Genomic DNA, 21,959 nt, shown 5'->3' with positions numbered 1-21,959 from the left:
TCAAAACGCCCAGTCCTCGTCGGCCGTCACCTCGGTCTTGCCGATGACGTAAGACGAGCCTGAGCCGGAGAAAAAATCGTGGTTCTCGTTGGCGCCAGGGTCTAGCGCGGCGAGGATGGCGGCGGGCACCTGGCAGCGCTCCTTGGGGTAGAGCGCCTCGAAGCCCAGATTCATCAGCGCCTTGTTGGCGTTGTAGTGCATGTAGTGCTTGACGTCCTCGGTCCAGCCCAGGCGGTCGTACAGGTCGGCCGCGTAGCGGTACTCGTTGGCCATCAGCGTTTGCAGCGTGTCGTAAGTGAAACGCTGCAGCTGTTCCTGCCGGGGCAATGGCTGGCGCTGGTACTGCTGCTGGAATTTGTAGCCGATGTAGTAGCCGTGGCAGACCTCGTCGCGCAGGATCAGCCGGATCAGGTCGGCTGTGTTGGTCAGCTTGGCCTTGCTGGCCCAGTAGAAGGGACAGAAGAAGCCGCTGTAGAACAGATACGACTCCATCAACACGGACAGGATCTTGACCTTGAGCGGGTCGTCGCCCCGGTAGGCGCGCGCGATGATGGCAGCCTTTTCCTGCAGCCAGGGGTTCTTCTCGCTCCAGCGGAAGGCGGCGTCGATCTCCTGCGTGCTGCACAGGGTCGAAAAGATCGAGCTGTAGCTGCGCGCATGCACCGCCTCCATGAAGGTGAAGTTGGCGAATACGGCCTCCTCGTGCTGGGTTTGCGCATCGGCAATCATGCGCGGCGCACCTACGGCGGCCTGAACGGTGTCGAGCATGGTCAGGCCGGTGAAGACGTGCATGGTGGTGCGCTGCTCCTGCTCGGTGAGCGTGCGCCAGGACGGCAGATCGTTGGACAGCGGCACCTTTTCCGGCAACCAGAAGTTGCCGGTAACGCGGTTCCACATGGCCAGGTCCATGGGGTCTTCAAGCTGGTTCCAGTTGACGGCTCGGGTGATCTTCAGGTCCATGGTGGTAAGGGGTGCGGGCCGGCAGTTCAAATCTCTGGCTTGAACAGGCCCTTGGCACAGATGTGATGGAATGGATTTATAGCAATTGCTATAAGCAAATTTATAGCACAGGGGAACACGTGTTGCGGCGCTGCGCGGCGCAAGCGTCGGCCCAGTCGCTGGCCCTACAATCGCGCGGCATCCTGAGGGGGCGCATGGCCGGTGAAGGCGCATGCTGCCAAGTTTTTTCTGTTGTTTCATGCCACAAGATTTGATTCATGACCCCGAGCGTGGCGACGCGCCGCAGGCTGGAGAGCCGCCCGTGCCGCCGCTGCCAGTGGCAGCGCTGGCTGCTGGAGACGATGGTTCATCGCTGGCGGCCTATGCGCAGCGCGCCTATCTGGAATATGCGCTCTCGGTCGTCAAGGGCCGGGCGCTGCCTGACGTGGTCGATGGGCAAAAGCCCGTGCAGCGGCGCATCCTCTACACCATGGCGCAGATGGGCCTGGGCTACAGCGGCAATGCGCCGGCCAAGCCGGTCAAGAGTGCGCGCGTGGTCGGTGATGTGCTGGGCAAGTACCACCCGCATGGCGACAGCGCCGCCTACGATGCGCTGGTGCGCATGGCGCAGGACTTCTCGCAGCGCTATCCGCTGATCGACGGCCAGGGCAACTTTGGCAGCCGCGATGGGGATGGCGCGGCGGCGATGCGCTACACCGAGGCGCGCCTGGCCAAGATCACGCGCCTGCTGCTGCAGGAGATCGACCAGGGTACGGTGGAGTTCGTGCCCAACTACGACGGCGCCTTTGAGGAGCCGCGCCAGCTGCCGGCGCGGCTGCCATTCACGCTGCTCAACGGCGCCAGCGGCATTGCCGTGGGCATGGCCTGCGAGATCCCCAGCCACAACCTGCGCGAGGTCGCCGATGCAGCCATTGCGCTGCTGAAGTCGCCACAGCTGGCCGATGAGGAGCTGTTTGCGCTGCTGCCTGGGCCGGATTTTCCCGGCGGCGGGCAAATCATCAGCGCCGCAGCCGACATCGCCGCGGCCTACCAAAGCGGGCGCGGCTCGATCAAGGTGCGCGCGCGCTGGGTGATGGAAGAGCTGGCGCGTGGCCAGTGGCAGATGGTGGTCACCGAGCTGCCGCCGAGCGTCAGCGCGCGCAAGGTCCTCGAAGAGATCGAGGAGCTGATGAATCCCAAGGTCAAGGCTGGCAAAAAATCCCTCACACAGGAGCAGACCCAGCTCAAGGCCACGGTGCAGGCGGTGCTCGATGGCGTGCGCGACGAATCCAACAAGGATGCGCCGGTGCGCCTGGTGATCGAGCCCAAGTCCAGCCGCATCGACGCGCAGGAGCTCATGGCCACGCTGCTGGCGCACACCAGCCTGGAGAGCTCGTGCAGCATCAACCTGACCATGGTGGGCATCGACGGGCGGCCGGTGCAGAAATCGCTGCGCCAGGTGCTGCTCGAATGGATCGAGTTCCGCCAGCAGACCATCACGCGCCGCAGCCAGCACCGCCTGGGCAAGGTGCTCGAGCGCATCCACATCCTCGAAGGGCGGCAGCTGATCCTGCTGAACATCGACGAGGTGATCGCCATCATCCGCGCCAGCGATGAGCCCAAGGCCGCGCTGATGGCGCGCTTTGCGCTCAGCGAGCGCCAGGCCGAGGACATCCTGGAAATCCGCCTGCGCCAGCTGGCGCGGCTGGAAGCCATCAAGATCGAGCAAGAGCTCAAGGAGTTGCGCGCCGAGCAGGACAAGCTCGAAGACATCCTGGCCAACCCCGGCAGCCTCAAGCGCCTGATGGCGCGCGAGATCGAGGCCGACGCCAAGGAGTTCGCCGATGCGCGCCGCACGCTGATCCAGGAGGAAAAGCGCGCCGTGGCCGAGGTCAAGGTGCTCGACGAGCCGGTCACGGTCGTGGTCTCGAACAAGGGCTGGGTGCGCGCGCGCAGCGGCCATGGCCACGATCCGCAGGGCTTCAACTTCAAGGCCGGCGATGGCCTGTACGGCACCTTCGAATGCCGCACGGTGGACGTGATGCTGGCGCTGGGCAGCAATGGCCGCGTTTATTCCGTGCCGGTGGCCAGCCTGCCCGGCGCGCGCGGCGATGGCCAGCCGCTGACCACCCTGATCGAGCTGGAAAAAGGCACCGATTTGCTGCACTACTTTGCCGGGCCGCCGCAGGCGCGCCTGCTCTTGAGCAGCTCGGGCGGCTATGGCTTTATCGCGCAGGTCGGCCACATGGTTTCGCGCCACAAGGCGGGCAAGGCCTTCATCAGCGTGGGCAAGGGCGAGCGCCCCTGCGCCCCGTCACTCATCGACGGCGGCAATCAATCGCAGCCGCTGCCGCCAGCCAGCCACGTCTGCGCGGTCTCCGCCGCCGGGCGCATCCTGGGTTTTGCCTTGACGGAGGTCAAAGCCCTGGCCAACGGCGGGCGCGGCGTGCTGCTGCTCGATCTGGAGCCCAAGGACAGCCTGGCCGGTGCGGCCGCCTACACGCGCAGCGTGCGCATCGCCGGTCTGGGCCGCGGCGGCAAGCCGCGCGAGGAAACCCTGGAAATCCGCAGCCTGAACAACGCCCTGGGCAAGCGCGCGCAAAAAGGCAAGAAGGGCGACTTCGGCTTCAAGCCCGAGAGCGTGCAGCGCGTGCTGTGAAGTTCGCGCGCGCCTTGGCGCGCGCCCTTCAATAGCGCGGCACCTGCGCGTCGAACTGCGCCCAGGCGTCGATGCCGCCGACCACATTGCCCAGGCGCTCAAAGCCATTGGCCTGCAAAAACATCGCCGCATTCAGGCTGCGCATGCCGTGGTGGCACATCAGCGCCGTGGGGCGGTCGGGGTCCAGCCGCGCCAGCTCCGAAGGCAGGTTGCCCAGCGGCAGATGCAGCAACTCGCAACCCGGCTGTGCAGGCAAGTGTGCCAGCGCCCACTCCCAGGGCTCGCGCACGTCGATCAACAGCGGCGGTTGGGCATAGTCCTGACGCGCCGCCCAGGCGGCAAACTCAGCGGGGGCAATGGCTTCGATCACGAGGCAGGCTCTCCATGTGCAAATTCAGTGTCGATGGTGGATTGGGCGCCGATGGTAGCGGCGAATCGACCTGGCGGCGGGCTTGATGGGGGCTGGGTGCGGACCTGGCAGCGCTGTGGCTGTGAGGAGCTGGCGCTGCACGGCCCCTGGCCGCTGGCTCAACCCTGCCAGTCGATGCGCTCGAACAGCCGCTGCAGCTTGGCCGCGCGGGCCGGATTGAGGCTGCGGCACCAGGCAATGCGGCCTTGCAGATGGGCGCGGAAATCGCGGTGTCCGTCGCGGTTCTGGCTGCTGGGGCCGTGCAGCACGCACTGGTGCAGTATGGCCTTGAGCTGGTCGTAGGCCGCGCGCGGCAGATTGGGGTGTGCGTTGATGCAAATGCCCGTGAGGTAATGCGCCTGGCTGGCCGTGTACAGCCCGCATTTGGCCTCGTTCAGCACAAAGCCTTCTTCATGGACGATGCGGCGCACCAGGCGCTGCATGCGAAGCAGCTGCGCGCGGGGCAATTGCGGCAGGGAAATGGCCAGGTCGTCCACGTAGCGGGTGTAGCGCCCCTGCAGCGCTGCCGCAGCGGCGGCCAGGCGCATGTCCAGCCGCGCCGTGGCCAGGTTGGCCAGCAGCGTGGAGCTGGGCGCGCCCTGCGGCAGATGGCGTTGGCCATAGAGCTGGCGCAACTGGGCCTGCTGCACGGCCAGGCTGGGGCCGGTGCCTGCGCCGCATGGGGCGCTTTGCGGCGGCGCAGTCAAAGGTGCCGTGCGCAAAACGCCATGGGCCGTGCGTGTGGTCACCAAGGCCGTCAGCACACGGCACACGGCCGGGGTGTGGCCCAGGCAGGCAAAGATGGCGTGGATGCGTGCGGCGCGGATGCTGGGGAAGAAATCTCGCAAGTCGAACTTCAGCAGCACGGGCATGCCTGCATGGGCCTGCGCGTGGCTGAGGGCCGATCGCCCGCGCACGCCGCCGTGGGCAGCGTTGTGCAGCGGGATGGGGGCGAGCAGCTCTTGCAGAATGCGCTGCTGAATTTGCTTGAGCCGCGCCTTGGGCGCCTCGATCAGCCTTGGCAGGCCGCCTTGCCCTTTGGGCAGCCAGTGGGCGCGGTAGTGCGCCAGCTTGGGGTGTGGGGCAGGGCGATCCTGGCAGTTGGCCAGCCAATCGAGCTGCCCTGGCTCAAGCTCCAGCCAGGCGGCGATGTCGCCCACTTGGGCCAGGGGCGGCAGTTCGCGCACAAAGGGCTGCAGCTTGGCAATGGCCGGCGGCTTGGGCGGTGGCGGGGGTAGGAAAAAGCCCTTGATACGCCATGGCGCATGTGCGGGTGCAGTGCTCCAGGCTTGCCGCAATGCCGGGCACTGGGCCACTGCATCGGCCACGGCCTGCAGATGGGCGCTGCCAGGCACTGGGCCAGTCGCTGCACCTGCAGCCTTGCGACGACGCGGCTGCGCCGGCAGGGCGAATGGGGGCTGGGCATGCAACTGGCGTACCAGCTGGCGCAGCCAATCGGGCGAGGCGCCGCCCCGCGCCAGGCCCAGCGCCTGCCGCAAACGTGCCCGCATGGCCATGGGCGTCCATGGGCCCGCAAGCAGCGCCCGCGCCAGATGCTGAGCAAAGGCGCGCAGGGCAAGGTCGTCATGCGGATTCAGGCCCATGGGGTGTGGCGGTGCAATTGCCTGAAGCAGTGCGTGATGGCTGTGAAATGCAAGAGGGGGCGCGCGGCTTCAGCCCGTCGTGTCCTGGCTGTGCGGTGCATACCCTTGGGTATGTGGGGCACAGCCGCTGCGATTTCCAAGTGTGTCTGCATCCATGGGGGTGCCCCATGGTCATGCGGTCGCCATGGACGATGCCAGTGAAGACCTGCATGCACCTGAAGCGCGCGCCGGCGTCGATTTTAAAAGTCAGTGCAGAACCTCGGCGCTGTCACGGCATGGACAGCGGCAGGCCGGCCGGGGCTGCGGCCTGCGCTATGGTGCGCGACATGAGAGTCTTTTCCAGTTACGCAGAGCTGGCGGCGTGCAAAGGCCAGCAGGTGGCAGTGAGCGATTGGCAGACCATCACGCAGGAGCAGGTCAATCTGTTTGCCCAGGCCACGGGCGACCACCAGTGGATCCACGTCGATGCCGAGCGCGCCGCCAAGGGGCCGTTTGGCACGACCATCGCGCACGGCTTCCTGACCCTGTCGCTTTTGCCCAAGATGATGAGCCAGGCCGTGCGCATTGAGGGCGTGGTCATGGGCGTGAACTACGGCCTGAACAAGGTACGCTTTACCTCGCCGGTGCCGGTGGGCAGCCAGCTGCGCGCGCGCATCACGCTGCTGGAGGCACAGCCGCTGGAGCAGCAGGGCCTGCAGATTGGCTGGCATGTGGAAATCGAGCGCCAGGGCCAGGACAAGCCCGTGTGCGTGGCCGAAACGATTGCGCGGGTCTATGGCGGCAGGCCTTGAGGCTGGGATGCCGCAGGCCAGTGCGCCGCCCGCCCTGCAGTAGAATCGCGCGCCCAGCGGCGCAGGCTTTTGCCTTGCGCTGCAGCCGAGTCAACGGCAGTAAGCCCGGATGATGGAATTGGTAGACATACCGGACTTAAAATCCGGAGCTTTCGGGCGTGCGGGTTCGATTCCCGCTCCGGGCACCATCCATTGCAGTCAATTTCCGAAAAATCGAAATCCCTCTAAGATAGCCGCCTTCGGGCGGCTTATTTTTTGCTATTTGTTCTCTAAAATATCAGCAGCCGATGGCCCCAAAAATCCCAACGAAAATCCCCCCAAGAATGATTTGATGCACACCAGGAATGCAAAGGGGCGAGGCGCAAATATTCTTGAAAGGAGTGAGTGATGAATTTAGGCAAAAAAATTTCATTTTTCCAGCCGCTGATGGCTCTGATTTTTCTTGTTGCGCTGCCCATGCCGGCTGTCAAGGCGTTTGATTATGGGTATATGGCAGACAATTATTTCTATACTTGGCATATTGACGACTCGGTGAGGCGTGATATGTTGAGAAATCAACAGAAAAAATATCGCAAGACCTACGACAAAGCCAAGTCAAAAAGCAGTACAGGCGGCAAGCAAAAGGCGACGGATGCAGACCGCTACACCCACTCGAGCCGCCTGAGCCAGAAGATCAGCGATCAAATGGTGCAAACCCTGCGCAAAAAGCTGCAATCGAAAAATCAGCTCACGCCCCAGGCTGAAAAAGCCCTGAGCCAATTGGCCAATGCCAACTTGATCGGGCAAGTGCGGCAAGCGCTCAAATCCGATGGTTACCACCCCGATAGTGTGGCCGTGGCGATGGCGTATTGGGTGCTCGTCAATTACGGAATTGCCCAGCAGACGGATTTCTCAAAAATCAAAGGCCATGGTTTGGTGCGGCAATTGCAAGCGGCCATGAGCAAAGGGGAGGTGGCCGAAGCCAGTCATGCCGAAAAGCAGGAAATGGCGGAGGTGCTGTACTGGATGGGCAGCTTGCAAGTGGCCATGTATATGGAGGCGCAGCAACACAACAACCATCAGGCCATGGAGGCCCTCGTGAGTGAGGCCAAAGCGGCCTTGGACACGATGGGCTTGAGTGTGGACAGCATTGGGCAAGGGCGTAACGGGCTGGAGATGCGCTGATGCCGCACGGCGGTTGAGGCCGTTGAGGCGTCGGTCGGCGCCTCATTGGGCGTGCTCGCGACGGCCCAGCGGCTGACGGGCGCCCATGAGCTTTCCTGGCGCGCCGAGTGCGGCTATAATCTGCGCCGTTTTGCATTCGATCAGAGGCTTGCGTTGGATTGGGCGGACATCAAGACCGCCCTTTTTTGTTTCTGCGTTCTGGCTTCTGGGCCTCTTTTTGGGGCTTGCAAGCTGCGCGTGGTTTGTTGCCGGCCCTGGGCCAGGCAAGCAGGCCCGGCCTTGCGGGATGCGCTGGCGGAGTGTCGCGCTGCAGGCAGGGCCTGTGCGGCCGACGGTGTGGCTGGTTTTGGCGCCTTCTTCGATGTGGTGAGGAAGGCATGCACGACCCGGGGTTTCGCCGCCTGCGGGTTTTTGTTTTTTTGGAGACGGGCGGCTGCGCGCGGGCTACCGCGCGCAGGGCCAATGAAAGGGGCAGGGCTTGGCATTGCAGCAAGTGGTGGAGCAGACCGTTGCCGGTCTGGGATTTGATTTGGTGGAGGTGGAACGCTCCGCCGGCGGCTTGCTGCGCGTGACCATTGATGTGCCCTGGCAGGAGCCAGCCCAGGCGGAGCCTGATGCGCCCGATGCTTCTGATGCGCTCGGGCAGGGCGCGCCAGCGGCCATCACGGTCGAGGACTGCGAGGTGGTGACGCGCCAGCTGCAGTTCGCGCTGGAGGTCGAGGGTGTGGACTATGCCCGGCTGGAGGTCTCCTCGCCCGGCATCGACCGCCTGCTGCGCCATGAGCAGGACTTGCGCCGCTTTTCTGGCGAGGTGGTGGATGTGGTGCTCAAGCAGCCCATTGGCGCGGCGGCGCAGGGCCAGGTCAGCGCCAATCGCAAGCGTTTTCGCGGCCAGTTGCAGGCCGGCCAGGAGCCTGGCCAGTGGCAGGTGGTCTGGACCGATGAGCCCGAGCGCAAGCCGGGCCAGAAGGTCAGCAAGAAATATGTGCCGCCGCCGGCGCAGGCGCTGGGCTTCACGCTCGATGAGGTCAAGGAGGTGCGGCTGGCGCCCATTGTGAGCTTCAAGGGGCCAGGCGCCCGGGGGCGTTGACGAGTTGATGCGCACAGTGCGTGGTTGCTGCCGCGCAGGCAATGGCTGCAGTCTGCAAGGCTGCGGCTTTAGGGATTGAGAGAACAACAGGGGTTGATGAAGCGGGCCGAGCGCTTGCGGGAGTTTTTATGAATCGCGAATTGTTGATGCTGGTCGATGCGATCTCGCTGGAGAAGAACGTCGAGCGCGACGTGGTGTTTGGCGCCATCGAGCTGGCGCTGGCGCAGGCCACCAAGAAGCTCTACAAGGATGAGGTGGAGATCCGCGTGGCCATCGACCGCGACAGCGGCGACTACGAAACCATGCGTCGCTGGCTGGTCGTGCCCGACGAGGCCGGCCTGCAGAACCCGGAGGCCGAGGAGCTGTTGATGGATGCGCAAGAGCGCGACCCGCAGCTGCAAGTGGGCGACTATATCGAGGAGCAGATCGAGTCCATCCCCATCGGGCGCATCGGCGCCATGGCGGCCAAGCAGGTCATCCTGCAGAAAATCCGTGAGGCCGAGCGCGAGATGCTGCTCAACGAGTTCCTCTCGCACGGGCAGAAGATTTTCTCTGGCACGATCAAGCGCATCGACAAGAGCGGCGACGCCATCGTTGAGAGCGGCCGCATCGAGGCGCGGCTGCGCCGCTCGCAGATGATCCCCAAGGAGAACCTGCGCAGCGGCGACCGCGTGCGCGCCATGATCATGGAGGTCAACCCTGAGCTGCGCGGCCCGGCCATCCAGCTCTCGCGCTCGGCGCCCGAGTTCATGGTCGAGCTGTTTCGCAACGAGGTGCCCGAGATCGGCCAGGGCGTGGTGGAGATCAAGTCCTGCGCGCGCGATGCGGGCTCGCGCGCCAAGATCGCCGTGGTCTCGCACGACCATCCGCGCGTCGATCCCATCGGCACCACGGTGGGCATGCGCGCCAGCCGCGTCAATGCCGTGACCAATGAGCTGGCCGGCGAGAAGATCGACGTGGTGCTCTGGTCCGAGGATCCGGCCGAATTCGTCATCGGCGCGCTCTCGCCCGCGCAGGTGCAGTCCATCTACGTGGACGAGGAAACCCACGCCATGGACGTGGTGGTGGACGAGGAAAACCTGGCCAACGCCATCGGCCGTGGCGGGCAGAACGTGCGCCTGGCCTCGGACCTGACGGGCTGGAAGATCAACATCATGGATCCGAACGAGTCGGCCGAGAAACAGGCCAACGAGGACAGCCAGATCCGAGCGCTGTTCATGAGCAAGCTCGACGTGGACCAGGACATCGCCGACACACTGATTGCCGAAGGCTTCACCACGCTGGAAGAAGTGGCTTACGTGCCGCTGCAGGAAATGCTGGAGATTGAAGACTTCGACGAGGACACGGTCAACGAGCTGCGCGCGCGCGCCAAGGATGCGCTGCTGACGCAGGAAATCGCGCGTGAGCAAAGCGTCTCGCAGGTGGCGCAGGATCTGCGCGAACTGCCAGGCCTGGACAGCGAGTTGCTGGCCAAGCTGGCCGAGAACCAGATCCTCAACCGCGACGATCTGGCCGACCTGGCCACCGATGAGCTGGTGGAAATCAGCGGTCTGGAGCCCGAGGCCGCCACAGCATTGATCATGCAGGCGCGTGCCCATTGGTTCAACAACGACGATGACCAAGCCCAGCAGGCGTGAAGAGCACGGAGGACAAAAGCAGTTTTATGTCGACCAACACCGTTACCGAATTCGCCGCTGAAATCAAGCAGACCCCCGAAGCCGTGCTGCAGCACCTCAAGGAGGCTGGCGTACAGAAATCCTCGGTGGATGACCCCATCAGCGAGAGCGACAAGCAGCAGTACCTGGCGCATCTGCAAAGCGTCACCGGCCATGCCGAGGGCGAACGCAAGAAAATCACGCTGACCAAGCGCTCAACCAGCGCCATCAAGCAATCGGATGCCACCGGCAAGGCGCGCACCATCAATGTGGTCACGCGCAAGAAGCGCACGTTTGTCAAGCGCGACGAAGTGGCCGAAGCACCGGCTGCGCCCGCTGCCACAACGACAGCCACTGCGGCTAAGCCTGTGGCCGATGCGCGGGCGGCCGCGCCTGCGCAGCCCGATCCCGAGCTGCTGCGCCGCGAGGAACAGGCGCGCCGCGAGGCCGAGCAGCTGCGTGAGGAAGAGCAGGCCCTGGCGCGCGAGCGCGCCGCCCGTGAAGAGCGCGAGCGCAAGGAGCGCGAAGCCGAAGAGCGTGCTGCGGCTTACGCCCGCCAGGAGTCCGAGAAGAAAGCCCGCGCCGCTGCCGAGAAGGAGCAGGCCCTGCAGGAGCAAAAGCTCGAAGCCGAGCAGCGCGCCAAGGAGCAGCAGGAGCAGCGCCGCAAGGCCGAGGAAGAATCGCAGCAACGCGCCGCTGAAGAGGCGCGCCGCGCCAAGGATCTGGAAGAGCGTCGCCGCAAGGCACAGGCCGAGGCTGAGGCCATCCGCGCCATGATGTCTGCGCCGCGCAAGGTGCTGGTGGCCAAGAAGCCCGAGGAAGCCGCAGCCCCTGGGGCCGAGGCGAAAAAAGGCACGCTGACCAAGCCAGACACCGGCGACAAGAAGAAAACCACTGGCACGGGCGCCGCAGGCACGGGCCGCAAGGTCAAGGAAATCAAGTCCTCGGATCTGTCCTCCAACTGGGCTTCTGAAGACGGTCGCCGCAAGGAAATCAAGACCCGAGGTGATGCCACCGGGGGCGTGGGCCGCGGCGGCGCCAGCGGCTGGAAGGCTGGCGGTAAGTCCGCCAAAGGCAAGCGCGACAGCCGCGATGCGCGCGATCGCCGCGCCGAGCCGGTGCAGCAGGAATTCCGCGTGCTGGACGTGCACGTGCCCGAGACCATCACCGTGGCCGAGCTGGCGCACAAGATGGCCATCAAGGCCTCCGAGGTCATCAAGGCGCTGATGAAGATGGGCCAGATGGTCACCATCAACCAGCCGCTGGATCAGGATACGGCCATGATCGTGGTCGAGGAAATGGGCCACCGCGCCGTGCAGGCCCAGCTCGATGACCCCGAGGCCTTCACCGAAGACGAGGCCAGCCAATACCAGGCCGAGTTGCACCCGCGCGCGCCCGTGGTCACCGTCATGGGCCACGTGGACCACGGCAAGACCTCGCTGCTGGACTACATCCGCCGCACCAAGGTTGCCTCTGGCGAGGCGGGTGGCATCACGCAGCACATCGGCGCCTACCACGTCGAGACGCCGCGCGGCATCGTTTCCTTCCTGGATACGCCGGGCCACGAAGCGTTTACCGCCATGCGCGCCCGTGGCGCGCAGGCCACCGATATCGTCATCTTGGTCGTGGCCGCTGACGACGGTGTGATGCCCCAGACCAAGGAGGCCATCAAGCACGCCCGCGCTGCCAAGGTGCCCATCGTCGTGGCCATCACCAAGGCCGACAAGCCCGAGGCCAACCCCGAGAAGGTCAAGAACGAACTCGTGGCCGAGGAGGTCGTGCCCGAGGAGTATGGCGGCGACTCGCCCTTTATTGCCGTGTCCTCCAAGACGGGCATGGGCATCGACGAGCTGCTGGAGAACGTGCTCTTGCAGGCTGAGGTGCTGGAGCTCAAGGCTCCGGTCGAGGCCATGGCCAAGGGCCTGGTGATCGAGGCCCAGCTCGACAAGGGCCGCGGCCCCGTGGCCACGGTGCTGGTGCAGTCGGGCACGCTCAAGGTGGGCGACGTGGTGCTGGCCGGCCAGACCTATGGCCGCGTGCGCGCCATGCTGGACGAAGGCGGCGCGCGCGTGCAAAGCGCTGGCCCCTCGATCCCGGTGGAAATCCAGGGCCTGACCGAAGTGCCGCTGGCCGGCGACGACTTCATGGTCATGAGCGACGAGCGCCGTGCGCGTGAAATCGCCACCTACCGCGCCGGCAAGTTCCGCAACACCAAGCTGGCCAAGCAGCAGGCGGCCAAGCTGGAGAACATGTTTGCCGACATGACCGCCGGCGAGGTCAAGACCCTGCCCATCCTCATCAAGGCCGACGTGCAAGGCTCGCAGGAGGCGCTGTCGCAGTCGCTGCTCAAGCTCAGCACCGACGAGGTCAAGGTGCAGGTGGTGTACTCCGGCGTGGGCGGCATCAGCGAGAGCGATGTGAACCTGGCCATCGCCTCGGGCGGCATCGTCATCGGCTTCAACGTGCGCGCCGACGCGGGCGCGCGCAAGCTGGCCGAGACCAACGATGTGGACATCCGCTACTACAACATCATTTACGACGCCGTGGACGAGTTGAAGGCGGCCATGAGCGGCATGCTCGCGCCCGAGCAGCGCGAGGAAGTCACCGGCACGGCCGAGATCCGCACCGTGTTCGTGGCCTCCAAGATCGGCACCGTGGCCGGCTCCTACATCACCAGCGGCTTCGTCACCCGCAGCTCGCACTTCCGCCTGCTGCGCGACAACGTGGTGGTTTACACCGGCGAAATCGAATCGCTGCGCCGCATCAAGGAAGACGTCAAGGAAGTGCGCGAGGGCTTCGAGTGCGGCATCAAGCTGCGCAACTACAACGACATCAAGGAAGGCGACCAGCTCGAATTCTTCGACATCAAGGAGATTGCGCGCACGCTGTAAGCGCGCAGGGCAGGCAGAGGTGTTTTGGCATGGAAATTTTCCAAATCAAAAGGAAACAAAACAGCCTTGTTTCGGCAAGTTATTGTTGAAGTGACTTTTCCTTTGATTAGTAAAACGCTTTTGCAGTCGTGATGTGTCCAACCATGCCATCCCCGCGCGCCCTGAGCTTGCACACCTTGCCCGGGCGGTTTGCCATCTGCCGCCTGGCGCCCGATGCGGCCATTCCCGCCTGGGCCACGGCTGGGGCTTTTTTCTCCGTGACGAAAACGGACGAGGAGCTCTCCATCGTCTGCCCGCAAGAGCTGGCCGCGCAAGCCCCGGCGGGCACGCCCGTCTCCGCCGATTGGGCCTGCCTGAAGCTGGCAGGCCCGGTTGCCTTTGACGAAACCGGCATCGTGGCCGCCCTCAGCAGCGCCATTGCGGCGGCGGGCTTGGGGGTGTTTGTGCTCTCCACCTTCGATGGCGACCACCTGCTGGTGCAGCAGGCCGATTACCCCGCCGCCGTGCAGGCGCTGCGCGGGCAGGGCCACACCGTCCATCCTTGAGCCGCCGCCATTTCAGATTGCCCTTTCAGAAAACGGAAAACAGCGAACCTTCCATCAGGACACCATGCGCAAACAAGCCTCCCGACCCAACCGCGGCTACCGCGTGGCCGACCAGATCCAGCGCGATCTGGCCGAGCTGATCGCGCGCGAGCTCAAGGACCCGCGCGTGGGCATGGTCACCATCCAAAGCGTGGAAGTCACGCCCGACTATGCCCATGCCAAGGTCTACGTCAGCCTGTTGGTGGGCGACCCGGAGGAGTCCGTGGCCGCCCTCAACCAGGCGGCGGGCTTTTTGCGCAATGGCCTGTTCAAGCGCCTGCACATCCACACCGTGCCCACGCTGCACTTCATCTTCGACCGCACGCCCGAGCGCGCGGCCGACATGAACGCCTTGATCGCCAAGGCGGTCGAATCGCGCGGCAAGGAAGACCCCATCGAATGACCGCGCCGCCATCCCGTGCCAGGGTGCAGCGCCGCCCTGTACACGGGGTGTTGCTGCTCGATAAGCCCCTGGGCCTGTCCAGCAACCAGGCTTTGCAAAAAGCCAAATGGTTGCTGCGCGCCGAAAAAGCCGGCCACACCGGCACGCTCGATCCGCTGGCCAGCGGCGTGCTGCCGCTGTGCTTTGGCGCGGCCACCAAGTTCAGCCAGCAACAGCTGGGCGCCGACAAAACCTACGAAACCATCGTGCGCCTGGGCGTGAACACCCGCACCGCCGACGCCGAAGGCGAAGTGGTGCAGCAACGCCCCGTGCGCTGCACGCCAGGGCAGGTGGTGCAAACGCTGGACGACTTCACCGGCCCCATTCGCCAGGTGCCGCCCATGCACAGCGCGCTGAAAAAAGACGGCAAGGCGCTGTACGAATACGCCCGCGAAGGTCAAAGCGTGGAGCGCGAGGCGCGCGCAGTCACCATCCACGAGCTGGAGCTGCTGGATTTCGCCCTGGCGGGCGAGGGCGCTCACCCGTACCCCTACCTGCACCTGCGCGTGCAGTGCAGCAAGGGCACCTACATCCGCACCCTGGGCGAAGACATCGGCAACGCCCTGGGCTGCGGCGGCCACCTCACCATGCTGCGCCGCGTGGAAACCGGCGGCCTGCACGTGCAGGATGCCATCACGCTGGAGCAGCTCGAAGCCCTGCCCGAAGACCAGCGCCTGCAAGCCCTGCACCCCGTTGAGACCCTGCTGCACGGCTGGCCGCGCATCACCCTGGGCCATGACGACGCCGGCCGGTTCTTGAGCGGCATGCGCCGCCGCGGCCCCTGGCCCGACGCGCCGCAGGTGGCCGTATTCGGCGACCAGCCCCGCGCCCTGCTGGGCGCAGCGCAAGTCAAGGCGGGGGAGTTGATTCCGATGCGTTTGCTCAGCCCACTAGAGATTGCGCAGACACTTGTCCCGTTGCCCCAAAGGAGTGCCTGACCATGCGTTTGTTGCACTACATCAAGATCGAGAACTTCAAGCGTTTCGGGGACAGTCAGCGCATTGAGCTGGATCACCCAGCTGTGCTGATAGGCCCGAACAACTGCGGCAAAACCAGTGCCATTCAGGCGCTGGCACTGTGGTCACAGGCGGTGCGTACCTGGTACGAAGCGCGCAAAGATTCCGCGGCCAAGGAGCGCACTGCCACCTCGCTGAACCGCCTGAGCATCGTGGCGGTGCCGGTGACGCGCACGCGTTTTTTCTGGCACAACACCCAGGTGCGCAAGGCCAATGAAGACATCCTCATGACTTTGACGGTCGGCGTGGCGTATGAAGGGCAGGTGCGAGAGCTTCCCATGCGTTTTCGCAGCCGGGGCGATGAGCTGGTCTACTGTGCGCCCGATGAGGCGGTCATGGCGGATCTGGATTTGATTGACTACGCAGCGGGTATACGGGTGGAGCTCCTTTACCCGATGTCAGGGCTGGATACCGAGGAGCCCATCCTGCAACCAGGGCGGGTCGATGTACTGCTCGGGCAAGGGCGAACCGCCGACGTGCTGCGCAATTTGTGCCTGGTCGTGGCGAAAGCATCGGAGCGTGACTGGGGGCGCATCGTGGCTTTGATGCAGCGCCTGTTCAACATCCGTCTGGGGCAGCCGGAGGAAACCGCGCGCGGCAGCATCACGCTGCATTACCGGCAACCCGGCGTGAAGGAGCCGCTGGACATCTCCTCGGCCGGGCGCGGCATGTTGCAGATGCTGCTGGTGTTTGCCTACCTGTACTCGCACAAGCGCAGCGTGCTGCTGGTGGATGAGCCCGATGCCCACCTGGAGATCCTGCGCCAGAAGCAGGTGTATGTGCTGCTGCGCGATATTGCCAGCGAGAACGGCTCGCAGGTGGTCATGGTGACGCATTCCGAAGTGATTTTGGACGAGGCGTTGGACACCAATCTGACGCTGCTGCTGGAGGGCCGGGCGGACGATCTGGCCAGGAAGCAGGACATCCGCAACAGCCTCAAGCACTTCGGCGCCGAGCACTACGTGAAGGCGCGCACGCGCGGCTACGTGTTGTACGTGGAAGGCAGCACGGATGTGGATATGCTGCGCGGCTTCGCCGAGAAATTGGCGCATCCGGTGGCAGGGATTTGGGACGAGCGCATCAACAGCTTCTATGTCCAGAACAACTACCCGCAGCAGAACACGCAGGCCGAACTGGAGCGAGTCGAGGGCGGTTTTGGTGTGACCCCGCGCGAGCATTTCAATGGGCTGCGAAATTTGCTGCCCGATCTGCAAGGGCTGGCGATCCTGGACAACGACGGGCAAGATAGGCAAGACCGTGACGATGGCGCGCTCAAAACCCTTTACTGGCAGCGCTACGAACCAGAAAACTACTTCATCACCCCTGATTTGCTGCGCAGCTACGCCTTGGCGCAATATCCTGCCGATGACCTGTTCAGCCAGCAAGGCAGGGAGGCGGTCGAGGAAGCGCTGGCCCAGACCCTGCGCGAGGACGTTTTCGCTGGCAGCCAGGCCGATTACGAAACCTGGGCTGCCTCGCCAGCGGATGCCGCGCGCCTGATCTGGGAGGCGCGCACCGAGCGACGCAAACTCAGCGCTGTGGCCGAGGCCTTTTTTCGTCGACTGGCCCAGAAGACGGGGGTGGCGATGCTGCTGACCAAGGGGGAGCTGCATCGCCTGATTCCTCACGCGGAACTGACGCCCACGGCGGAACAGGAAATACGCCAGAAGCTGGATGCGTTGGAGCCACTGTTCAAACGGGCACAACAACATGGCGAAACGCCGGAGGCGGGAGCATGAGCCCACTGCAAGCCAGTTTCGCGCAAGCGCATACAGCCATCCTCCCGAGCTGGCCGCACCCATGGTGGTCGGATGAAGTGCTGTTTTGCTGCTTCGGCCCGGCCGATTTGGCCCTGTACCAATCCTTGCTGGGCGTGCCCTGAAAAGCTTTTCCAAAAGCCGCGCCTGCGATCCATTTTCAACACCGATTCGTCACACTTTTTATGACCAAAGAAATCCGCAACATCGCCATCATCGCCCACGTGGACCATGGCAAAACCACCATGGTGGACCAGCTTTTGCGCCAGTCGGGCACCTTCGCCGACCATGAAAAAGTCGTGGACACGGTGATGGACAGCCACGCCATCGAGCGCGAGCGTGGCATCACCATCCTGGCCAAGAACTGCGCCGTGAACTGGCAGGGCACGCACATCAACATCCTGGACACGCCCGGCCACGCGGACTTTGGCGGCGAGGTCGAGCGCGCGCTGTCCATGGTCGATGGCGTGGTGCTGCTGATCGATGCGCAGGAAGGCCCCATGCCGCAAACGCGCTTCGTGACGAAAAAGGCGCTGGCCCTGGGGCTCAAACCCATCGTCGTGGTCAACAAGGTGGACAAGCCCGGCGCTAACCCGGACAAGGTCATCAACGCCGCGTTCGATTTGTTCGACAAGCTGGGCGCCACCGACGAGCAGCTGGACTTCCCCGTGGTGTACGCCAGCGGCATCAACGGCTGGGCCAGCCTGGAGGAGGGCGAGCCGGGTGAAAAATGGGGCGAGAACATGGCGCCGCTGTTCGACACCATCCTCAAGCACGTGCCCTCCGTGCAGGGCGATGCCAGCGCGCCGCTGCAACTGCAAATCTCCGCGCTGGATTACTCCACCTTCGTGGGTCGCATCGGCGTGGGCCGCATCACCCAGGGCACGCTCAAGCCCGGCCAGGACGTGCTGGTGGCCCGCGGCCCCGATGGCGAAACCTACAAAGGCCGCGTCAATCAGGTGCTGACCTTCCAGGGGTTGGACCGCGTGCAGGCCAGCGAGGCCGGCCCCAGCGAGATCGTGCTGGTCAACGGCATCGAGAACATCGGCATCGGCGAGACGATTACCGACATCGCCAAGCCCCAGCCGCTGCCCATGCTCAAGATCGACGAGCCCACGCTGACCATGAACTTCTGCGTCAACACCAGCCCGCTGGCCGGGCGCGAGGGCAAGTACGTCACCAGCCGCCAGATCTGGGACCGGTTGCAAAAGGAGCTGCGCTCCAACGTCGCGCTGCGCGTGAAGGAAACGGGCGAGGACGGCGTGTTCGAAGTCTCCGGCCGCGGCGAGCTGCACCTGACCATCCTGCTCGAAGAAATGCGCCGCGAAGGCTATGAGCTGGCCGTCTCCAAGCCGCGCGTGGTGTTCCGCGACATCGACGGGCAGAAATGCGAGCCTTACGAGCTGGTCACCGCCGACATCGAGGAGGGCCACCAGGGCGGCGTCATGCAGGCGCTGGGCGAGCGCAAGGGCGAGCTGGTGAATATGGAGCCCGACGGGCGCGGCCGCGTGCGTCTGGAATACCGCATCCCCGCGCGCGGACTGATCGGCTTTGCCAACGAATTCCTCAACCTCACGCGCGGCAGCGGCCTGATCTCCAACATCTTCGACGGCTACGAGCCCTACGCCGGCGAGATCGGCGGGCGCAAAAACGGCGTGCTCATCAGCATGGACGACGGCGAAATCATTACCTACGCGCTGGGCAAGCTCGATGATCGTGGCCGCATGTTCGTCAAGGCGGGCGACCCGGTCTACGAGGGCATGATCGTGGGCATCCACAGCCGCGACAACGACCTGGTGGTCAACGCCACGCGCACCAAGCAGCTGACCAACTTCCGCGTCAGCGGCAAGGAAGACGCCATCAAGATCACCCCGCCCATCGAGCTGACGCTGGAATACGCAGTGGAATTCATCGACGACGACGAACTGGTGGAAATCACCCCCACCTCCATCCGCCTGCGCAAGCGCTTCCTCAAGGAACACGAGCGCAAGCGCGCCAAGAACGCGGCGCTGGCGTGAGGACTTCGCACGCCAGGGCCTCTGATTCACGATCTCTTGCTCACACGCGCTGGCGCCGAGATCGTGAACAGGCGCTGAGGGATTTCAGAGATTCTTGAAAGGCAAAGGCAGGCATTGCACAGTGGCAATGCCTGCCTTGTTTTTTTGAATGGATGCACATGCTGAAAGAGCAATACTTTGCCTATTGGGGCAAGGCCATGCCCAGGCCGGGTGGCGATGCGGCGTATCACTTGCTGCCCTTCCATGCGCTGGATGCGGCCGCTTGCGGCCAGCACCTGCTGGCCTTGCCGCATTTTTCACTGCAATCTTTGGCTGATGAATTGGGCTGGTCGCGGCAGCAGGCCGAATCGGTGTTCCTCTGGTTTCTGGCGCAGCATGATCTGGGCAAGTTTGCGCGTGCCTTCCAGGGACTGAAGCCCGATCTTTCACCGGATCTGGTGGACTGCGAGGATGCCCCGCCATACCGGCGGCGGCATGACACGCTGGGCTGGTGGCTGTGGCGTGAGTTGGCTGAAGCTTCGCGTTTACCTGTCGGGCTGGCGCCGGTCGACCAGGACTTCTGGGCGGTGTGGATGCGCTGTGTCAGTGGTCATCACGGCCAGCCGCCGCTGGAAACCGCAGGCGGCGGCCTCTTGCAGGCCGATACCGGCGATGACTTTTTCCCCAGCGACCGGCGCGCTGCACTGGCGTTTATCGACGCGATCACGCCGCTTTTTCTCGGCGCCGACAAGGCGCTGCCCAGGCCTGCCACGGGCGCGCTGGCCATCTTGCGCCAGCACGCCTGGCGCTTGGCCGGGCTGGCGGTGCTGGCCGACTGGCTGGGCTCCAACCAGGATCACTTCCCGTATCGCAGCGCGCCGCTGGCCTTGGCCGATTACTGGGGCATGGCACAAATGCAGGCAGCCCGTGCCGTGACAGAAGCGAGATTGGCCGGAGCCGCCGTGCGCCACTGGTCGCAGCCGCAGCGGCTGTTTGACTACCTGCACACGCCCACGCCGCTGCAAGACTATGCCGCCTGCGTACCGTTGCAGCACGGGCCGCAGTTGTTCGTGCTGGAAGATGTAACCGGCGCGGGCAAGACCGAGGCCGCGCTGATATTGGCGCAGCGCCTGATGCAGGCCGGTCAGGCCGATGGCCTGTACTTCGCCCTGCCCAGCATGGCGACGGCCAACCAGATGTACCAGCGCGTGGGGCAGGTATACCGGCGCCTGTATGCGGACGAGGCTGCACCTTCGCTGGTGCTGGCACATGGTGCGCGGCAGTTGCTGGCGGATTTTCGCCACAGCGTGCTGCAGCCGCGCGAGCAGGCCGAGGATGGCCGCTATGCGCCGGATGAGCGCAGCGCCAGCCTGCAATGCAATGCCTGGCTGGCCGACCACCGCAAAAAGGCGCTGCTGGCCGAAGTGGGTGTGGGTACGCTGGATCAGGCCTTGTTGGCGGTGCTGCCGGCAAGGCACCAGTCGCTGCGCCTTCTGGGGCTGTGCGGCAAGGTGCTGCTGATCGACGAAGTACACGCCTACGACCCCTACATGATGGCGCTGCTGCAAACCCTGCTGAGCGCCCATGCCAGTCAGGGTGGCAGCGCCATTTTGCTGTCGGCCACCTTGCCGCTGGGCACGCGCGATGCCTTGCTGGCGGCATGGCACCGGGGGCTGGATCTGCCGCCGCCGTCGCCCGTATCCGATCTGCGCTATCCGCTGGCCATCCAGGCCGGACGCGCGCTGCATGTGCAGGCCTGCGCCACCCGGCCGCAACTGCGCCGCCATGTGCAGGTGCGGCTGCACCACAGCGAAGAAGCCGTGCTGGCCTTGATCGTCGAGCAGGCGCGCGCCGGGCACTGCGTGGCCTGGATTCGCAACACCGTGGACGATGCCCGCCGTGCCTTTCAGCAACTGGGCGCGCAACTGCCTGCGGAAAAACTGCATCTGTTCCACAGCCGCTATGCCATGGGCGACCGGCTCGATATCGAGGTCGATGTGCTGGCGCGCTTTGGCAAGGCATCGGGCGCTGCCCAGCGCTGCGGACGGGTGCTGATCGGCACGCAAGTCCTCGAGCAAAGCCTGGATTTCGACGTGGATGTGATGGTCAGCGATCTGGCACCGATCGATTTGCTCATCCAGCGCGCCGGGCGCTTGCAGCGCCACGCTCGGCAGGCCAACGGCGACCTTGCCGCCGATGGCATTGAGCAACGCCCGCCGCCGGTGTTGCATCTGCTCAGCCCCGAGCCGGTGGACGCGCCAAGCACCGACTGGTATGCCGCACTGTTCCCCAAGGCACGGCATGTGTATCCCGACAGCGGCAAGCTGTGGCTGGGCGCACGCGCCCTGCAGGCGGCTGGCGGCATCACCACGCCGGGCGAGTTGGGGCAGGCCAGTGCCGTGCGCAGTCTGGTGGAGGCGGTCTATGGCGCCGCCGACGAAGCCATCCCCGAGGCGCTGCGCAAAGCCTCCAGCGATCAGATCGGCAAGGATCTGGCCATGCACAGCCAGGCCCGCTTCAATGCCTTGGATCTGACCAAGGGCTACTGCATGGACAGCAGCGCGCGCTGGTACGAGGACGATCAGGTGCCCACCCGGCTGGGCGACGAAACCCTGACCGTGTATCTGGCGCGCTGGCACGAAGGCGCCTTGCAGCCCTTGCGGGCGGGCGACGCCCATGCCTGGGAGCAATCCGCCGTGCGCATCCACGCCCATCGCGCCAAGGCGCTGGCGCCCGACTGGCAACAACGCTTTGGCCGCGCCATCGAAGCGCTGCGCCAGCAATGCCGTCTGCTGGAATCGCCGGCCTTCATCCTGCCCTTGCTGGACGAAGGCCAAGGGCTGCATGCCCGCGTGATCGACAACGATGGCCATGCACGGCTGATGCGCTACGACAGGCAGGCGGGCTTGCAGTGGTGAGGGGCTGGGGTGGGGCTGATGGCTGCCTGCATGGCGTGTGGCG

Annotated in this window: 16 protein-coding genes and 1 tRNA gene; 14 read left to right on the top strand and 3 right to left on the bottom strand. The window is 64.8% G+C overall.

All coding sequences use genetic code 11. The features are described from left to right. On the bottom strand, positions 1-960 hold the full coding sequence (gene nrdF, locus CLI93_RS02630) for a class 1b ribonucleoside-diphosphate reductase subunit beta (RefSeq protein WP_095541215.1): 960 nt from the start codon (positions 958-960) through the stop codon (positions 1-3). A 238-nt stretch (positions 961-1,198) separates the two neighbouring features. Here nrdF and parC point away from each other — a divergent pair, with 238 nt between their 5' ends. Continuing rightward, on the top strand, positions 1,199-3,598 hold the full coding sequence (gene parC / locus CLI93_RS02625; protein WP_095995649.1) for a DNA topoisomerase IV subunit A: 2,400 nt from the start codon (positions 1,199-1,201) through the stop codon (positions 3,596-3,598). 28 nt (positions 3,599-3,626) lie between these two features. On the opposite strand, the gene CLI93_RS02620 is transcribed toward parC, so the two are convergent. Next, complete coding sequence (locus CLI93_RS02620) at positions 3,627-3,968, bottom strand: rhodanese-like domain-containing protein (RefSeq protein WP_095538910.1); 342 nt, start codon at positions 3,966-3,968, stop codon at positions 3,627-3,629. Between the two features lie 158 nt (positions 3,969-4,126). Further along, a complete protein-coding gene (locus CLI93_RS02615; protein WP_172425512.1) occupies positions 4,127-5,518 on the bottom strand; it encodes a reverse transcriptase family protein in 1,392 nt (463 codons plus the stop codon). A 419-nt stretch (positions 5,519-5,937) separates the two neighbouring features. On the opposite strand from CLI93_RS02615, the gene CLI93_RS02610 reads away from it, so the two are divergent. From CLI93_RS02610 to CLI93_RS02555, 13 genes are all read left to right on the top strand, one after another. Further along, positions 5,938-6,402, top strand: a complete 465-nt coding sequence (locus tag CLI93_RS02610) for a MaoC family dehydratase (protein WP_095995685.1) — start codon at positions 5,938-5,940, stop codon at positions 6,400-6,402. Positions 6,403-6,505: 103 nt separating this feature from the next. Beyond that, positions 6,506-6,590 (top strand) — tRNA-Leu (locus tag CLI93_RS02605). A 199-nt stretch (positions 6,591-6,789) separates the two neighbouring features. Further along, positions 6,790-7,566 (top strand): DUF6683 family protein, encoded by a 777-nt coding sequence (locus CLI93_RS02600; protein WP_095995647.1) that lies wholly within the window; start codon positions 6,790-6,792, stop codon positions 7,564-7,566. A gap of 478 nt (positions 7,567-8,044) precedes the next feature. Beyond that, the gene (rimP, locus tag CLI93_RS02595) at positions 8,045-8,656 is read left to right on the top strand and encodes a ribosome maturation factor RimP (protein WP_095548823.1); all 612 of its coding nucleotides are present in this window, start codon (positions 8,045-8,047) and stop codon (positions 8,654-8,656) included. A gap of 128 nt (positions 8,657-8,784) precedes the next feature. Beyond that, complete coding sequence (nusA, locus tag CLI93_RS02590; RefSeq protein WP_095548824.1) at positions 8,785-10,293, top strand: transcription termination factor NusA; 1,509 nt, start codon at positions 8,785-8,787, stop codon at positions 10,291-10,293. A gap of 26 nt (positions 10,294-10,319) precedes the next feature. Beyond that, the gene (infB, locus tag CLI93_RS02585; RefSeq protein ID WP_095995684.1) at positions 10,320-13,202 is read left to right on the top strand and encodes a translation initiation factor IF-2; all 2,883 of its coding nucleotides are present in this window, start codon (positions 10,320-10,322) and stop codon (positions 13,200-13,202) included. Positions 13,203-13,345: 143 nt separating this feature from the next. Beyond that, positions 13,346-13,747, top strand: coding sequence for an ACT domain-containing protein (locus CLI93_RS02580; protein ID WP_095541222.1), 402 nt, complete (start codon positions 13,346-13,348; stop codon positions 13,745-13,747). Between the two features lie 64 nt (positions 13,748-13,811). Continuing rightward, complete coding sequence (gene rbfA / locus CLI93_RS02575; protein ID WP_095549096.1) at positions 13,812-14,189, top strand: 30S ribosome-binding factor RbfA; 378 nt, start codon at positions 13,812-13,814, stop codon at positions 14,187-14,189. Beyond that, positions 14,186-15,166 carry a tRNA pseudouridine(55) synthase TruB gene (truB, locus tag CLI93_RS02570; RefSeq protein WP_095995646.1) on the top strand — a complete coding sequence of 327 codons (981 nt, stop codon included), beginning with the start codon at positions 14,186-14,188 and terminating at the stop codon, positions 15,164-15,166. Before rbfA ends, truB begins: the two co-directional genes overlap by 4 nt. A gap of 2 nt (positions 15,167-15,168) precedes the next feature. After that, positions 15,169-16,983, top strand: coding sequence for an ATP-dependent nuclease (locus CLI93_RS02565; protein ID WP_095541225.1), 1,815 nt, complete (start codon positions 15,169-15,171; stop codon positions 16,981-16,983). Next, positions 16,980-17,126 carry a hypothetical protein gene (locus tag CLI93_RS15065; protein WP_172424192.1) on the top strand — a complete coding sequence of 49 codons (147 nt, stop codon included), beginning with the start codon at positions 16,980-16,982 and terminating at the stop codon, positions 17,124-17,126. The genes CLI93_RS02565 and CLI93_RS15065 overlap by 4 nt, the downstream gene beginning before the upstream one ends. Positions 17,127-17,186: 60 nt before the next feature. Then, on the top strand, positions 17,187-19,019 hold the full coding sequence (typA, locus tag CLI93_RS02560; protein WP_095541226.1) for a translational GTPase TypA: 1,833 nt from the start codon (positions 17,187-17,189) through the stop codon (positions 19,017-19,019). Positions 19,020-19,177: 158 nt separating this feature from the next. Continuing rightward, positions 19,178-21,916, top strand: a complete 2,739-nt coding sequence (locus tag CLI93_RS02555; protein ID WP_095995683.1) for a CRISPR-associated helicase/endonuclease Cas3 — start codon at positions 19,178-19,180, stop codon at positions 21,914-21,916. The last annotated feature ends 43 nt before the right edge of the window (positions 21,917-21,959 follow it).

The organism is Vandammella animalimorsus, from assembly GCF_002288875.1.
GTDB classification, from domain to species: Bacteria; Pseudomonadota; Gammaproteobacteria; order Burkholderiales; family Burkholderiaceae_C; genus Lampropedia; species Lampropedia animalimorsus.
The sequence above is the reverse complement of the archived record's forward strand: the minus strand, read 5'-3'. Positions and strand labels throughout refer to the sequence as shown.

What these genes read in the sequence shown, in the direction of transcription:
- rbfA (WP_095549096.1), top strand. Translation starts at nt 13,812, where the DNA reads ATGCGCAAACAAGCCTCCCGACCCAACCGCGGCTACCGCGTGGCCGAC.
- CLI93_RS02565 (WP_095541225.1), top strand. Translation starts at nt 15,169, where the DNA reads ATGCGTTTGTTGCACTACATCAAGATCGAGAACTTCAAGCGTTTCGGG.
- CLI93_RS15065 (WP_172424192.1), top strand. Translation starts at nt 16,980, where the DNA reads ATGAGCCCACTGCAAGCCAGTTTCGCGCAAGCGCATACAGCCATCCTC.
- infB (WP_095995684.1), top strand. Translation starts at nt 10,320, where the DNA reads ATGTCGACCAACACCGTTACCGAATTCGCCGCTGAAATCAAGCAGACC.
- typA (WP_095541226.1), top strand. Translation starts at nt 17,187, where the DNA reads ATGACCAAAGAAATCCGCAACATCGCCATCATCGCCCACGTGGACCAT.
- CLI93_RS02615 (WP_172425512.1), bottom strand. Translation starts at nt 5,518, where the DNA reads ATGCGGGCACGTTTGCGGCAGGCGCTGGGCCTGGCGCGGGGCGGCGCC.
- truB (WP_095995646.1), top strand. Translation starts at nt 14,186, where the DNA reads ATGACCGCGCCGCCATCCCGTGCCAGGGTGCAGCGCCGCCCTGTACAC.
- CLI93_RS02610 (WP_095995685.1), top strand. Translation starts at nt 5,938, where the DNA reads ATGAGAGTCTTTTCCAGTTACGCAGAGCTGGCGGCGTGCAAAGGCCAG.
- CLI93_RS02555 (WP_095995683.1), top strand. Translation starts at nt 19,178, where the DNA reads ATGCTGAAAGAGCAATACTTTGCCTATTGGGGCAAGGCCATGCCCAGG.
- nusA (WP_095548824.1), top strand. Translation starts at nt 8,785, where the DNA reads ATGAATCGCGAATTGTTGATGCTGGTCGATGCGATCTCGCTGGAGAAG.
- CLI93_RS02600 (WP_095995647.1), top strand. Translation starts at nt 6,790, where the DNA reads ATGAATTTAGGCAAAAAAATTTCATTTTTCCAGCCGCTGATGGCTCTG.
- nrdF (WP_095541215.1), bottom strand. Translation starts at nt 960, where the DNA reads ATGGACCTGAAGATCACCCGAGCCGTCAACTGGAACCAGCTTGAAGAC.
- CLI93_RS02580 (WP_095541222.1), top strand. Translation starts at nt 13,346, where the DNA reads ATGCCATCCCCGCGCGCCCTGAGCTTGCACACCTTGCCCGGGCGGTTT.
- parC (WP_095995649.1), top strand. Translation starts at nt 1,199, where the DNA reads ATGCCACAAGATTTGATTCATGACCCCGAGCGTGGCGACGCGCCGCAG.